Raw genomic sequence first — 13,577 nt, forward strand, 5'->3', positions numbered from 1 at the left:
GGGGATCATTTCTTTTGTTCGAACTTTGGATTTTTTTCTGCGCGTTTAAGCAGTACGAGAACGGCACCTGTACCGCCTTGATTTTCAGGTGCACTCACAAAAGCTAAAACATCACGATGTTGGCGCAGCCACCCGTTGACATAGGTTTTCAAGACCGCTTCAGGACCTTTGCCGTGTACGATCTTGATGACATTTTGATTTTCATCTTTTGCCATCTGGATAACTTGTAAAACCGCGTCACGTGCTTGTTCAATCGTACAGCCGTGTAAATCTACTGCTTCAAACCAGCGCATTTTTCCAGCTTTTAAGTCTTCGAAAACTTTATGCTGAAGTGTGGCAATGCGATAGCTTAGCGTTGCTTGACTCGCGACAGGGTTTAGAGCGGCTTGAGTGTCTGATAACTCGGCATGCTCAGTGTCACGGGCACCTTCGGCAGCTGCACGTTTAGCTAATGTTTGAGCATCAACTTTTTTGACACGAGGTGGTCTGACATCAGCAACATTACTATTGTTGATGGGCTTAACACCTGCAACAGCTTGTTGAAACAGATTTGTATCTTCCAATTCTTCAGAAACAGCCTGAGATTTTTTAGTCTCAGGCTGATTTGCGATTTTGCTTGAATGAGGATTGGAGATTTGCTTTTTAAATTGCTTCAATAACTTTTGTTGCTCTTTAGAAAGCGTTGAATCTTTATTACTCATATATCTTCATTAAACCGTTTGAGGTTGTCCAAAAAGGGCGGTAAAGGCTTGATCTGGTCTTGGCTGTTTCATAAAACTTTCGCCAACCAAGAACGTGTGAATATCGTGTTCTTGCATCATACGAACATCATCTGGAGTGGCAATACCACTTTCAGTCACAAGTAAACGTGAAGATGGAAGCAATTTTTTCAAACGAATAGATGTCTTTAAATCTACATCAAAGGTTTTTAAATTACGGTTATTCACGCCTAATACACATTGCTCAGATAACTTTAAAGCACGTTCCAGCTCTTCTTCATCATGAACTTCAACCAATACATCAAGTTGATGTTCAAAAGCAGTTTTAGACATTTCTTCAAGTTGTTGATCTGACAAAGATGCAACAATCAATAAAATACAGTCAGCATGTAATGCACGTGCTTCAACTACATTATATGGATCAATCAGAAAGTCTTTACGTAAAGCAGGTAAAGCGCAGTGGCTTCGAGCAATGGCAATATTTTCATCCGCACCCTGAAAAAAATCAACATCAGTCAAAACAGATAAACATGCTGCTCCAGCTTGTTCGTACTGCTCGGCAATTTCAGCAGGATTAAAATCTGCACGAATAATACCCTTTGATGGAGATGCTTTTTTAATTTCAGCAATCACGGCAGGGCGTTTGTGCTGTAAAGCTTTTGCAAATCCTCGTACAGGAGTCGCAGCTTTAGCAAGTTCTTCAACATCTTGCAAATTACGTTGTTTTAAACGCGCAGCAAGTTCCTCATGTTTACGGTCAACAATTTTACCTAAAATGGTATTTTGAATATTAATCATGAGAAGTCCTTAATCTGCCTGACATTGTTTTAATGTTTTGGTAAATTCCGCCAAAACACTCATTTTCTCTAAAGCTTGTCCGCCATAGATAATATCCTGAGCGAATGAAACAGCTTGAGCATAGGTTTTGGTAATACCAGCAACATAAATACCTGCACCCGCATTAAGCGCAATCATATTTGCTGCTTTTTCACCAATGTCAGATTTATTTTTACCTAATGCATCTTTAATCAGTTTTAAACTTGCCGCTGCATCTGTAACCACTAAACCATTTAAGGTTTGTGATTCAATGCCAACATCTTCTGGATTAAGTGTCCATTCAGTAATTTCGCCGTCTTTAAGCTCAGCAACAGCAGTAGGGGCAGCAAGGCTGATTTCATCAAGTCCATCTCTTGAATGAACTACCATGACATGCTCAGCACCAAGTTGCTTCATAACCTCGGCAATAGGGCCACAAAGCTCATCGGAAAATACACCAATAACAAAACGTTTTACACCAGCCGGATTCGTAAGCGGGCCGAGTAAGTTGAAAATGCTGCGAACACCAAGTTCACGACGTGGGCCGACAGCATACTTCATTGCTTTGTGATGATTTGGAGCAAATAAAAATCCTACACCCATCTCACGAATGCAGCGCTCAGTTTGTTGCATATCTAAATCAAGGTTAATACCTGCTTGTTCAAGTAGGTCAGATGAACCAGATTTACTTGAAACACCTCGGTTACCATGTTTTGCAATGGTTGCACCCGCTGCTGCAATCACAAAGCTTGAAGCAGTAGAGACGTTAAATAAGTTTTGTCCATCACCACCAGTACCGACAATATCAACTAAATATTTGATATCACTGACATCAATTTTAATAGCGAATTCACGCATGACACGTGCGGCAGCAGTAATTTCGTCAATACTTTCACCTTTCATGCGAAGGCCCATCATCAAAGCACCAATTTGTGCTTCGGTTGCCTCACCTTGCATGATGCTGCGCATAATGTCTTCCATTTGCGGCTGAGTCAGGTGAATATTTTTTGTAATATGGTTAAGTGCTTGTTGAATGTTCATAAATATCACTTATGCATAAATATCTAAAAAGTTTTTAAAGATTTGATGACCATGTTGGCTCAAGATTGATTCTGGATGGAACTGCACACCTTCAACAGGCAATGTCTTATGTTTAACACCCATAATTTCTTCCATTGAGCCATCTGCTTCATTGGTCCAGCACGTTACTTCAAGGCAATCAGGCAGCGTTTGCTGATCAATAACCAAAGAGTGATAACGAGTTGCTAAGAATGGGCTAGGGAGATTACTGAAAATACCTTTATCGCTATGGTACATATCAGATAAACGTCCGTGCATCACCGTTTTGGCTCTTACAATGTTTCCGCCAAAAGCTTGCCCAATACTTTGGTGCCCTAAACACACGCCAAGCAAAGGAATTTTTCCGGCAAAGTGGTTAATTGCAGGAATTGAAATACCCGCTTCGCTCGGAGAGCAAGGGCCAGGACCAATAACCAGATATTTAGGTTGCCATCGTTCAATATCCTCTAATGTGACTTGATCATTGCGAACAACTTTTACTTCCTGATCCAACTCGCCAAAGTACTGGACGATGTTGTAGGTAAAAGAGTCGTAATTGTCGATCATTAGAAGCATGATGAACTTAACCTCATAATAATTAATATATATTTAATAAGTGACTAGAGTAGTTACTCACATTAATACTCACTTTTAGAAAGAACTTCTTGGTTAAAAAATAAAAAGCCGCTATCTAAGCGGCTAATGTACCAGAATTTCCTTGGCTTGTAATAACTTCATGCCTTATTGCTAGCAAAAGCATATCAATAATTATAAGTTGATGTATTTCTTAAACTAAAAAAGAGGGGAGTAAAGCGATAATTTAATTTGAAATTGTCTTTGTATCAAGGGGCAAAAGTTGCCACACAAAATTTTCTTGATTAAGTGGGGTAAACCCTATTTTTTTATAAAGACCTGAGGCTGTACTGGTAAGTAACATAATTCTGCGAAGTTTAAGAGATTCTAAGTGTTCTAAGCAACATTCCATCAGCCATCGCCCTAACCCCATTTTTTGAAACTCATCGATTACAAAAACATCTTTTACATAAGCAAAGGTTGCATAATCTGTAATGATACGAGCAAGGCCAATTTGTCGGTTGTTCGGATCATATAACCCAAAGCATAAACTGTTTTGTATAGCAGTTTGCATTGTTTCTAAATCAATCCCTTTTGCCCATTTTGAGTGATATAAAAATGAATGAATAACTTCTATGTTGAGTTTAGAGGGATCTGTAGAAACAGTATAATGATCATCACGTGTGGCTACGAAATTAGATACCTGCATAGGGAAACCCTTTAATTCAAAGAAACATTGAATACGGTTAAAAATAGCATAGTGCGTACAAGGTTTTCTTCAAAGCTCCTCCTATTTAGTTACCATTATATTTCGTAATCACTCATAAAAATTAAAAAATTCTCGAAGAATAATGGTTGATGAAATATCGATGAAAAAGTTCGATTCACTTTACTAGTTTGATAAATTCAATTTTTAATTTAATTAGAAAGAAAATGGGGTGTTATTTATTCCCTAGAAATTTGCTGAAACCAATCAGCTTTAATACACATTAATCTGTTTGAAAATAGAGATAACTACAACTCAGGCAGAATAAGATTTTCATTAGAAATAAAAATTATTCTGCCTGAGTTAAAAGAGGAGATTAAATCGCACGAGTATTGTAAATCAGCCAGTCTAAAACCTCGCCAGACAAGTGTTCAGCTAGTCTTTCTTGAACAGTTTGATGGTAATGATTTAGCCAGTCTTTTTCTTCATTGTTAAGCATATCAACAACGATACAATCTAAATGGATTGGGCAAAGCGTGAGTGTTTCAAACGCTATAAATTCACCATAGGTTTTTTCAAACCCAGAGTGAAGACGGTTTGCAACCAGATTCTCAATGCGAATACCATATTGTCCTTCATGATAAAGACCTGGTTCATTGGAAAGAATCATTCCCACACGTAATTTGCTGTGGGCATGTATAGGTGCGTAATAAGAGAGAACTTGAGGTCCTTCATGAACATTAAGAGCAAAGCCTACGCCGTGTCCTGTTCCATGGCGATAATCTAAACCATGTTGCCATAAGTTATGTCGACAAATTGAATCGAGTAGCGGTGCAGCTAAACCTTCTGGATAAATGGTTTTTGCCAAAGTAATATGACATTTTAAAACCAAGGTATAGTCACGTTTTTGTTGAGATGTTGGCACGCCCACTGGAACTACACGAGTAATATCCGTTGTACCATCAACATATTGTCCACCTGAGTCAATTAGTAATAAACCATCGCCTTCAATAAATGAGTATTGCTCTTCAGTTGCGCGGTAGTGGGGTAGAGCACCGTTGGCATTAAAGCCAGCAATCGTTGAAAAACTTGGTCCTATAAATCCGTCTTGCTGAGCGCGGTAGGCAGTAATCTTCTCATCTATTGTCAGTTCTGAAATGCGTTCACCATGATGAAGTGCTTTTTCCAACCAATGGAAAAAGTGGCAAAGCGCGACCCCATCTTTAACCATTGCATGACGGATATGAGCAATTTCGCTTTCATGCTTACGCGATTTAAAAAGTGTACTTGGGTTGATGTCGTATACAACTTGAATATCTTTTGCGATGGCTTGTTCATGAAAAATCGATACTTTGGCCGGATCTAAAAGCACAGATGGATCAGAAATATTTGATATAAACTTAGCTGTATCTTCATAGTTACGAATTTCAATACCATCGGCTGCTAAAGCTTGCTGAATGCTTACATCAACTTTTTCAGCATCAATAAAAAGAATAGTTTGTTTTGCACTGACATATAAATGTGAAAGGAACACAGGGTTATATTCTACATCTTGCCCACGTGCATTTAATATCCATGCAATATCATCTAAAGATGAAATGAAATGCCCCGAAATATTCTTGCTATGTAAAGTTTCACGAATAGCCTGAATTTTTTCTTTACGAGATAGCGCATTTAACCCTTCAGGCATTAAATGAATGTTTTTTGATGGAAGTTCTGGACGGTTTATCCAAATCTCTCCGATTAAATCTTGCTGGTTCTTGAGTTTATAATTATTAAGTCTTGCAGTATGTTCAAGCGCCTTAAATTGCTGAATCGATAAGGTATGTCCATTTACTGCAATGACTGATTCTGGTTGTAGATTTTTTTCAATCCAAGCGAGATGCGTTGAAGACTCATCACTGGTCAGCTTTTGAAGATTAAAGCCAGTTCCAACAAGTTGTTGCTCGGCTTGTACCCAATAGCGACCATCTGCCCATAGACCTGCAAAGTTTTGAGTGACTACGAGCGTGCCCACAGAACCGTTAAAGCCACTAAGCCATTGTCTTGCTTTCCAGTAATCCGGTAAATATTCTGACATGTGTGGATCGGCGCTCATCACAACTAAAGCATCAACCTGCTGATTGCTCATGAGTTCACGAAGTTTCTCAAGTTTTTCTGGAACAGTTAAATTGGTCATATAGTTTCCAAGTCAGGTTGAACTTTACTGGTACTTTTATTCATTAATCTATAAATAGGTTTCTTTAATAAAAATAACACGATTGCGCCAACTACTAGTGCCAAAACACATCGCATAAAGAGGGTAGGTAAATGATTAATATCATCTGCCGATACGTGCCCGCCAATAAGACCAGCGATAAGATTACCTAAAGCTGAACCCGTAAACCATAAACCCATAATTTGACCGCGTATGACATCGGGTGCAAGTTTAGTCATGGTAGATAAACCAATGGGGCTTAAGCAAAGTTCTCCGATGGTAAGTAGAAATAAAGTACCTACTAACCAAAATGGTGAAACTAAGCCACCAGCAATGGCGAAACGACTGGCAAAAGACATAAGTAGAAAGCCGCCCGCTGCTAGTAAAAGTGCAATAATAAATTTACTGATATAACTTGGGTCTTTATTCGATTTACCTAGCTTCGCCCATAACCATGCTGCAATTGGGGCAAAAATAATAATAAAAAGTGCATTGATGGATTGGAACCATACTGCCGGAATTTCAAATCCGAAAACAATACGGTCCGTATAATCTTGAGCAAATAGGTTAAAAGATGTTGGTTTTTGCTCAAAGGCAGACCAAAATAGCGCAGAGGTCGCTAATAAAACAAAGCAAATAATAATTTTAAATTTTTCATGTTGTTCTAAGCCAAGGAAAAATAATAAATAGATAAAATAAGCGATAATTCCAATGCATATTCCAACTGTTAAATAAGTGGCTACTGCGACTGGATTGATATGAATAACGCCAAAGAAAGTAAGAGCAATAACGACTGCAACACTGAATAAAAATGAGAAAGCAATTTTTGGGGCATTTTTATTTTCTACAACGGGCTTATTCCAGTTGTCATTTTGTTGGCGCAATTGATTGAAAGACTGTAGTTGTGGAATTGCTAATGCACGGAAAATGAGTAAGGCAACCAACATTCCAAGACCGCCAATCCCAAAACCCAGATGCCAGCCATGATCGCGAGCCAATATACCTGTAATAAGCGGGGCAATAAACGACCCCATATTAATCCCCATATAAAAAATGGAGAAACCGGCATCACGTCTATTATCTTGGGCTTTATATAACGTTCCGACAATTACTGAAATACAGGTTTTAAATAACCCCGAACCAATAACAATAAGAACTAAACCGAAATAAAAAAAGAATTGATCAAAGATAGGAGTAAGTGCAATCGATAAATGACCTAATGCAATAATGAGGGAGCCATACCAGACAGATCGTGCCTGACCTAACCAGTTGTCGGCAATCCAACCGCCTAAAACGGTCATTAAATACATAGAGCCAGCAAATAACCCAACAATTGCTGCTGCGGTAGGGCGGTCAAGACCTAAACCACCGTCATTGACCATCGCAACCATGTAAAGAACCAATAAGGGACGAATTCCATAGTAAGAAAACCGTTCCCATAGTTCTGTAAAAAATAAAGTTTTTAAGGGTTTTGGATGGCCGAAAAAAGCTGTGTCGCATTGTTTGAGTTCATGCTTCATTTCAAATCCTTTGAACATATTTGTAGTTAAATAAACCAAACTTTTAGTTTGTTTAATTATAAAAAAAAGTTATGTTTTATTTTTTAGATTTTTTTAAATTGAAAAGCAAGTTTGTCATGTATAAAAAAGGTATATAACAAATGGTAAAAAATTCCCTTCAGTCTCTGGGTGCACCAAAGCTGATCAAAATTTGCCTTGCGGTAGAGAGCTTCGTAAGAGAAAGAAAAATAATTTTATAAAACTTCCATATTTTAATAGGGGGATATGACGCAATAGATGGCTTTTTAAGCTTTTGAGAACTATTATTTAAGGCGATATTTATATTTAAACCTTTTTTGCAAAGGCAGAGGAGATTGGTGTTCTCAGCTAAAGGTTAAAATTTCATAAGTCATCATTTATTATTTTCATTCTTTGTAATAAGAATGCCAGCTTTCTATATAAGAAAGTATTATGATCATGAATTATTGCTAGATATTGATGCGATGGGTCATATTAGCGCAACAATTTTGCACTAAATTAGGGCGATTGCGCGCTGTTCTTGTATGCCATAATTTGAAAATGTCTGAATATGGTGCATTTAACTATGCAAACAGTATAATGGGTTCAGGACAAGGGACCTAAATCATGGATAGTTATAAGCAATTCAATGTTTTAGGTAAGTCTTATAAAGTTGGTATGAGATTTGCTTTATAAATACCAGCAATTAACACGCACTTAACAAGTGCAACAAAATTTCATTGGAGCAAAATGAGCATGGCGAACAAGGTCCTTCAACTCATACAAGAAAGTGGCGCAAAATGGGTCGATTTTCGCTTTACTGATACTAAGGGTAAAGAACAGCACGTGACTTACCCAGCTGATTCTATTGATGAAGATACTTTTGAAGACGGTAAAATGTTTGATGGTTCTTCAATCGCTGGTTGGAAAGGTATTGAAGCATCTGACATGATTTTACGTCCAGATGCAGAAACTGGTTTTGTTGACCCGTTCTTTGCTGAACCAACTGTTGTTGTGACTTGTGACGTTATTGAACCTTCAACTGGTCAAGGTTACGAGCGTGACCCACGTTCGATTGCTCGCCGTGCAGAAGAATACTTAAAATCTACAGGTATCGGTGATACTGCATTCTTTGGTCCAGAACCAGAATTTTTTGTATTTGACGAAGTGAAGTGGGACATCGATATGTCTGGCGCTCGTCATACATTAATCGCTGAAGAAGCTGCTTGGTCTACTGGTAAAGATTACGAGTCAGGTAACTCTGGTCACCGTCCACGTGTTAAAGGCGGTTACTTCCCAGTTCCTCCGGTTGATTCTTCACAAGATATGCGTGCAGAAATGTGTGCGAAAATCGAAGACATCATGGGCCCAGGTCGTGTAGAAGTGCATCACCACGAAGTTGCTTCTTGCCAATTAGAAATTGGTGTGAGCTTCAATACACTTGTACGCAAAGCTGACGAAGTTCAACAGTTCAAATATGCTGTTTGGAACGTTGCGCACCAATATGCAAAAACTGCAACCTTTATGCCTAAACCAATGGTAGGTGATAACGGTTCTGGTATGCACGTTCATATGTCTATCTCTAAAGATGGCAAGAACTTGTTTGCTGGTGATGAATATGCAGGCCTTTCTGAAATGGCATTGTACTTTATCGGTGGTGTTATCAAGCATGCTCGTGCATTGAATGCAATCACAAACCCATCTACAAACTCATACAAGCGTTTGGTTCCTCACTTCGAAGCACCAATCATGCTTGCTTACTCAGCGCGTAACCGCTCTGCGTCTATCCGTATTCCATACGTTTCTAGCCCTAAAGGTAAGCGTATCGAAGCTCGTTTCCCAGACCCAATGATGAACCCGTACTTAGGTTTCGCTGCATTGTTAATGGCTGGTATCGACGGTATTCAAAACAAGATCCATCCGGGCGAAGCTGCTGATAAGAACTTGTATGATCTTCCTCCTGAAGAAGAAGCAAAAATCCCAACAGTTGCTCATAGCTTAGATATGGCTCTTGAAGCACTTCAAGCAGATCACGAATTCTTGTTAAAAGGCGGCGTGTTCACTAAAGAAATGCTTGATGCATACATCGAACTTAAAACTGAAGATGTACGTCGTCTTAACACGACTACTCACCCAGTTGAATTTGATATGTACTACAGCTTGTAATACGTATTTTGTAAAAAAGCCTGCTTATGCAGGCTTTTTTATTGCTCAGAATGTTGATTGAATTCTCTACGTTTTTTATCAAAAAATTGGGGTAAACTAAGTGCGAGTTTTCATGTGAGCAGATTATGCGTAAACGGCAACCAGTACTTAAACAGGAAAAGACTTTAAATCCTGAGTTGAAAACATGGTTGTATGCGTCCGGTTCTCTGACTCAACAATTGACTGATCTTGGTGATGGCCAGTTCAGTGTAAAACCTTTTAAAGAACACTTTCAGCGTTTAACTTTTGCAGATAGCCAATGGATGAATATACCTCATACTCACACCTCATGGGTGCGCGAGACTTATTTATATGGCAGTGAGGTAGAGCCATGGGTGAAAGCAAAAAGTATTTTTCCTATTCTAAGCCTACAAAAAAAAGCCCGCATATTTCAGCACATTGGTTCTAAGCCGATTGGACGTTTCCTATTTCAAAGAACGACACCACTTTGTGACCGCCGTGTCATTCGTTTGCCAGAAGGGTGGACGCGACAAAGTTGCTATACTTGGCATGGGTGTAAATTTATTGTTCAAGAAACATTCTTACCGGCTTTTGAAGCTTTTTTAAATCAGCAGAACGACAAGGAACTACTATGACGACTGCAACAGATACCACATGGCGTCAGCGTTTAGAAGCATACTATTATCTATGTCGATTTGATAAGCCGGTTGGAACAGAACTGGTCTTTTGGCCAACCATGTGGGCACTTTGGGTTGCGGCAGAAGGAATGCCGCCATTGCATATTCTTTTGGCAATGGTCTTAGGTACAATTTTTATGCGTGCTGCTGGTTGTGCCATTAATGACTTTGCTGATCGAAAAGTAGATGCACATGTTGAACGCACTAAAACACGTCCATTAGCAACTGGGGTAATTCGTCCGAGAGAAGCAATATATGTATTTTTAGCTCTAGTATTTGCTAGCGCTTGTACTTTGTTCTTTTTACCTATAGCGACATTCTATTGTGCACTAGCTGGATTAGTTTTAGCATTTATATATCCTTTCATGAAAAGATATACCCATTTACCACAAGTGGTTTTAGGTATGGCATTTTCTTGGGGAATTCCAATGTCCTTTACTGCGATGGGTAAGCCGTTAGATATAACATGTTGGCTTCTTTATTTTGGTAATCTAGCTTGGACAGTCGCTTATGACACTCAATATGCCATTACTGACCGTGAATATGATTTAAAGATTGGTGTGAAATCTACAGCTATTCTTTTTGGTCGATATGACATCCAGATTATTGCGCTTTTACAAGCAACCAGTCTTGTTTTGATTGGTTCGGCACTGTATTTAGAAAATATCTTATTTCCATGGGCAATCATTGCTTTGATTGTTGTTGCGTTCGATTTTATATATCAAATAATAAAAACCAAAGACCGCAACCCTCAAGTGTGTTTTTGGGCATTCCGTCACAATCGCTGGGTTGGATTAATCATTTTTCTGGGAATAGTTTTAAATTTCATATAGTAAAAATGACCGTAAGGTTGAAAAGTGTTCTATGCAGAGCACTTTTTTTATGTCTTAATATTTGTGCATAAAAATGTGCGGAATAAATAACACATAACATAAAAAGGATATTTTATGAAACGGTCAAAAATTGCTTTAGCTATAACATTATCGGTTTCAGCATTATTTCTTGCAGCATGTAATGACGATGATGATGACTATACTGGTGTGAACCCTGATAAAACTTATGTTTCTGAAAAAGCCTATTCTAAGGATAGTTTAGAGGGTGCTTCATCTATAAAAGTCATGACCTATAACATGGTCAATGTACAAGGGAAAACAGCAGAAGCAACCGCAATAGTAATGTTCCCTAAAATTGCTCAACCTAAAGATGGTTATCGTGTAGTTGTATGGGAACACGGCACTGTAGGTGTAGGGGATAGTTGTGCCCCAAGCAACAATACGATTAATCCACGTTTCAAAATTTTAGCCGATACATTATTGGCAGCTGGTTATGTCGTGATTGCTCCAGATTATGAAGGTTTAGGTACTCGAGGGATGCATCCATACCTTAATTTGGGAAGTGAGGCTAAATCTGCAATTGCAGCAGTTAAAGCTGCGAAGGATCATTACGGTAGTCAGTTGAATAGTTCATGGATGTCAATTGGGCAGTCTCAAGGTGGTCATGCTTCATTAGGAACAGCTGAATTTGCTAATAATGACAGTAACTATAAAGGAGCGGTTGCAACTGCTCCAGCTTCCAGCCTTGGCGATATTATTTCTATAGTTGCTCCGCAAGCAATTAAAGATATTCTTCAGAAAGAACAGGCTGGTACTGTACCAGTTGGTACGGCTGTAGAAGTGTATGCTGAGCTACTCGCATATGCTGCATACACTACCGTAGGTATTACTGCTTATGAGCCTAAATTTAATTATCGTGAAATTTTCCAACAACGCTCTCAAAGTATAGCTGAGTTCGCAGAAGGCACAACTGGTGAGAATGGCGTATGTTTACCTGATTTACATAATAAATTTGCAGACGATATTCGTGATTTTCTTGCGACTAATGCTGGTAAAACAGTTCTAGATTATCCTGGTTTAGCCGGTAATTTCCAAGAAAATCCAACGGTGAAAAAATTCTTGGTAGACAATCAGCCAGCCACTAAAAAAATTAATTCCCCAGTCATGATTGTTCAGGGTACTGCTGATATGGCTGTACCATATCCTATCACTGAAGGATTGCAAAATAGGCTTAAAGACAAGGGAACTGATGTGACATTTGTGCCTGTTGTAGGCGCTGCTCATACTCAAGCGATTGTATGTAGAAATGCTGAGATTTATCAATTTGTTCAATCTAAGATGCCTGCTAAAACAAATATTGTGCTTGATCCATCAGTAATAGATGCAAGTAAGAATTTCGAATGTACTGGAGTGGCACAATAATTTTTGTATTTAAAACATTCAAATTAAAAGAGTCCTAAGTAGGACTCTTTTTTGTTATATTGTTACACATCTTAAAACTGATGTCGTTTGAGGTTGAAGTACTTATGAGCCAGCAACCTGTTGAAAAAAAATCTGTTCCTTGGTTATTAATGGGATTGGGTTTACTCATTCCTTTTTTTATTATTGGAATACTTTTCTTGGCTGCAAAAAGTGATGCTAAAACTAAAAAACAATATGAACAGCAACGTCTAGAAATGGCAAAAAGAATAGCTGAGAAAGAAGCAACAAATCCTGAAAAGAAATAACACTAGCTTTCTAATGAATATCCTTCTGTAGCTGACGTACAGTTGGAATACTTGTGTAGCGTTTTACAAGGTAACCTGCTTCTGTGAGCATTTGATCACGAATACGATCTTCTTCCGCTTTTTCAAGGTGAGAAGGGTCATCTAGTTCAATTATGGCGATCACTTCCATCTTGTCATTAAGCACAACAAAGTCAGTAACTTTTCGGTTGAACTGACTACGAATTTTATAGTCCTTACTGGTAATTAAAGCGCTAAAAGCCACTTGTGCTAAAACATGATAACTTGGAAAACTTTGTTTTAAACGGATAAACATTTGAGTTTCAAAGTTGGTAATAACAGGACGAGCAAAGAATTTTTGTTTTGGAAATAAATACGGACGTAAACAAATAACAAGAAAAATGCAGGTGCTTACGCAACCTAAAACAATAAAAAATAAGTGACTCGATTCGAACATGTGAAGGCATCATATAAATAAAAACCCACTCATGATGAGTGGGTTTTTAAGAATCTTGGCTCTCCAACCTGGGCTCGAACCAGGGACCTGCGGATTAACAGTCCGTCGCTCTACCGACTGAGCTATTGGAGAA

General features: G+C 38.5%; 13 protein-coding genes and 1 tRNA gene. 5 read left to right on the plus strand and 9 right to left on the minus strand.

The genetic code is table 11. The features are described 5' to 3' along the window. Nucleotides 1-5 precede the first annotated feature (5 nt). The 7 genes from KTH84_RS07665 to KTH84_RS07695 all read right to left on the minus strand — a co-directional run bounded on the left by KTH84_RS07665 (nucleotide 6) and on the right by KTH84_RS07695 (nucleotide 7,608). The gene (locus KTH84_RS07665; protein ID WP_262472769.1) at nucleotides 6-701 is read right to left on the minus strand and encodes a Smr/MutS family protein; all 696 of its coding nucleotides are present in this window, start codon (nucleotides 699-701) and stop codon (nucleotides 6-8) included. 9 nt (nucleotides 702-710) lie between these two features. Next, nucleotides 711-1,517, minus strand: a complete 807-nt coding sequence (trpC, locus tag KTH84_RS07670) for an indole-3-glycerol phosphate synthase TrpC (protein WP_262472770.1) — start codon at nucleotides 1,515-1,517, stop codon at nucleotides 711-713. Between the two features lie 9 nt (nucleotides 1,518-1,526). After that, on the minus strand, nucleotides 1,527-2,576 hold the full coding sequence (trpD, locus tag KTH84_RS07675) for an anthranilate phosphoribosyltransferase (RefSeq protein WP_262472771.1): 1,050 nt from the start codon (nucleotides 2,574-2,576) through the stop codon (nucleotides 1,527-1,529). Between the two features lie 9 nt (nucleotides 2,577-2,585). Continuing rightward, entirely contained in the window at nucleotides 2,586-3,170 is a 585-nt protein-coding gene (locus KTH84_RS07680; protein ID WP_262472772.1) for an anthranilate synthase component II, read from the minus strand. A 244-nt stretch (nucleotides 3,171-3,414) separates the two neighbouring features. Beyond that, nucleotides 3,415-3,876, minus strand: coding sequence for a GNAT family N-acetyltransferase (locus tag KTH84_RS07685; RefSeq protein ID WP_262472773.1), 462 nt, complete (start codon nucleotides 3,874-3,876; stop codon nucleotides 3,415-3,417). A 373-nt stretch (nucleotides 3,877-4,249) separates the two neighbouring features. Further along, on the minus strand, nucleotides 4,250-6,052 hold the full coding sequence (locus tag KTH84_RS07690; protein WP_262472774.1) for an aminopeptidase P family protein: 1,803 nt from the start codon (nucleotides 6,050-6,052) through the stop codon (nucleotides 4,250-4,252). Further along, entirely contained in the window at nucleotides 6,049-7,608 is a 1,560-nt protein-coding gene (locus KTH84_RS07695) for a peptide MFS transporter (protein ID WP_262472775.1), read from the minus strand. The genes KTH84_RS07690 and KTH84_RS07695 overlap by 4 nt, the downstream gene beginning before the upstream one ends. A 729-nt stretch (nucleotides 7,609-8,337) precedes the next feature. Between KTH84_RS07695 and glnA the strand changes: the two genes are divergently transcribed. The 5 genes from glnA to KTH84_RS07720 all read left to right on the plus strand — a co-directional run bounded on the left by glnA (nucleotide 8,338) and on the right by KTH84_RS07720 (nucleotide 12,990). Continuing rightward, nucleotides 8,338-9,753 carry a type I glutamate--ammonia ligase gene (glnA, locus tag KTH84_RS07700; protein ID WP_003650573.1) on the plus strand — a complete coding sequence of 472 codons (1,416 nt, stop codon included), beginning with the start codon at nucleotides 8,338-8,340 and terminating at the stop codon, nucleotides 9,751-9,753. Between the two features lie 125 nt (nucleotides 9,754-9,878). Next, nucleotides 9,879-10,388, plus strand: a complete 510-nt coding sequence (locus KTH84_RS07705; RefSeq protein ID WP_133972440.1) for a chorismate--pyruvate lyase family protein — start codon at nucleotides 9,879-9,881, stop codon at nucleotides 10,386-10,388. Next, nucleotides 10,385-11,263 carry a 4-hydroxybenzoate octaprenyltransferase gene (gene ubiA, locus KTH84_RS07710; RefSeq protein WP_262472776.1) on the plus strand — a complete coding sequence of 293 codons (879 nt, stop codon included), beginning with the start codon at nucleotides 10,385-10,387 and terminating at the stop codon, nucleotides 11,261-11,263. Before KTH84_RS07705 ends, ubiA begins: the two co-directional genes overlap by 4 nt. Before the next feature lie 114 nt (nucleotides 11,264-11,377). After that, complete coding sequence (locus tag KTH84_RS07715; protein WP_133972444.1) at nucleotides 11,378-12,685, plus strand: alpha/beta hydrolase family protein; 1,308 nt, start codon at nucleotides 11,378-11,380, stop codon at nucleotides 12,683-12,685. Nucleotides 12,686-12,789: 104 nt separating this feature from the next. Beyond that, complete coding sequence (locus tag KTH84_RS07720; protein WP_262472777.1) at nucleotides 12,790-12,990, plus strand: hypothetical protein; 201 nt, start codon at nucleotides 12,790-12,792, stop codon at nucleotides 12,988-12,990. Between the two features lie 10 nt (nucleotides 12,991-13,000). Here KTH84_RS07720 and KTH84_RS07725 read toward each other — a convergent pair whose 3' ends face one another. Next, the gene (locus KTH84_RS07725) at nucleotides 13,001-13,444 is read right to left on the minus strand and encodes a DUF2726 domain-containing protein (protein WP_042898000.1); all 444 of its coding nucleotides are present in this window, start codon (nucleotides 13,442-13,444) and stop codon (nucleotides 13,001-13,003) included. A gap of 56 nt (nucleotides 13,445-13,500) precedes the next feature. Next, nucleotides 13,501-13,576 (minus strand) — tRNA-Asn (locus tag KTH84_RS07730). Nucleotide 13,577 lies beyond the last annotated feature (1 nt).

Source organism: Acinetobacter sp. WU_MDCI_Abxb74 (assembly GCF_025513915.1).
Lineage (GTDB): Bacteria > Pseudomonadota > Gammaproteobacteria > Pseudomonadales > Moraxellaceae > Acinetobacter > Acinetobacter calcoaceticus_C.

Bases quoted from the DNA above. Each gene is read 5' to 3' on its own strand.
- KTH84_RS07665 (WP_262472769.1), bottom strand. From the start codon at position 701: ATGAGTAATAAAGATTCAACGCTTTCTAAAGAGCAACAAAAGTTATTG.
- trpC (WP_262472770.1), bottom strand. From the start codon at position 1,517: ATGATTAATATTCAAAATACCATTTTAGGTAAAATTGTTGACCGTAAA.
- trpD (WP_262472771.1), bottom strand. From the start codon at position 2,576: ATGAACATTCAACAAGCACTTAACCATATTACAAAAAATATTCACCTG.
- KTH84_RS07680 (WP_262472772.1), bottom strand. From the start codon at position 3,170: ATGCTTCTAATGATCGACAATTACGACTCTTTTACCTACAACATCGTC.
- KTH84_RS07685 (WP_262472773.1), bottom strand. From the start codon at position 3,876: ATGCAGGTATCTAATTTCGTAGCCACACGTGATGATCATTATACTGTT.
- KTH84_RS07690 (WP_262472774.1), bottom strand. From the start codon at position 6,052: ATGACCAATTTAACTGTTCCAGAAAAACTTGAGAAACTTCGTGAACTC.
- KTH84_RS07695 (WP_262472775.1), bottom strand. From the start codon at position 7,608: ATGTTCAAAGGATTTGAAATGAAGCATGAACTCAAACAATGCGACACA.
- glnA (WP_003650573.1), top strand. From the start codon at position 8,338: ATGAGCATGGCGAACAAGGTCCTTCAACTCATACAAGAAAGTGGCGCA.
- KTH84_RS07705 (WP_133972440.1), top strand. From the start codon at position 9,879: ATGCGTAAACGGCAACCAGTACTTAAACAGGAAAAGACTTTAAATCCT.
- ubiA (WP_262472776.1), top strand. From the start codon at position 10,385: ATGACGACTGCAACAGATACCACATGGCGTCAGCGTTTAGAAGCATAC.
- KTH84_RS07715 (WP_133972444.1), top strand. From the start codon at position 11,378: ATGAAACGGTCAAAAATTGCTTTAGCTATAACATTATCGGTTTCAGCA.
- KTH84_RS07720 (WP_262472777.1), top strand. From the start codon at position 12,790: ATGAGCCAGCAACCTGTTGAAAAAAAATCTGTTCCTTGGTTATTAATG.
- KTH84_RS07725 (WP_042898000.1), bottom strand. From the start codon at position 13,444: ATGTTCGAATCGAGTCACTTATTTTTTATTGTTTTAGGTTGCGTAAGC.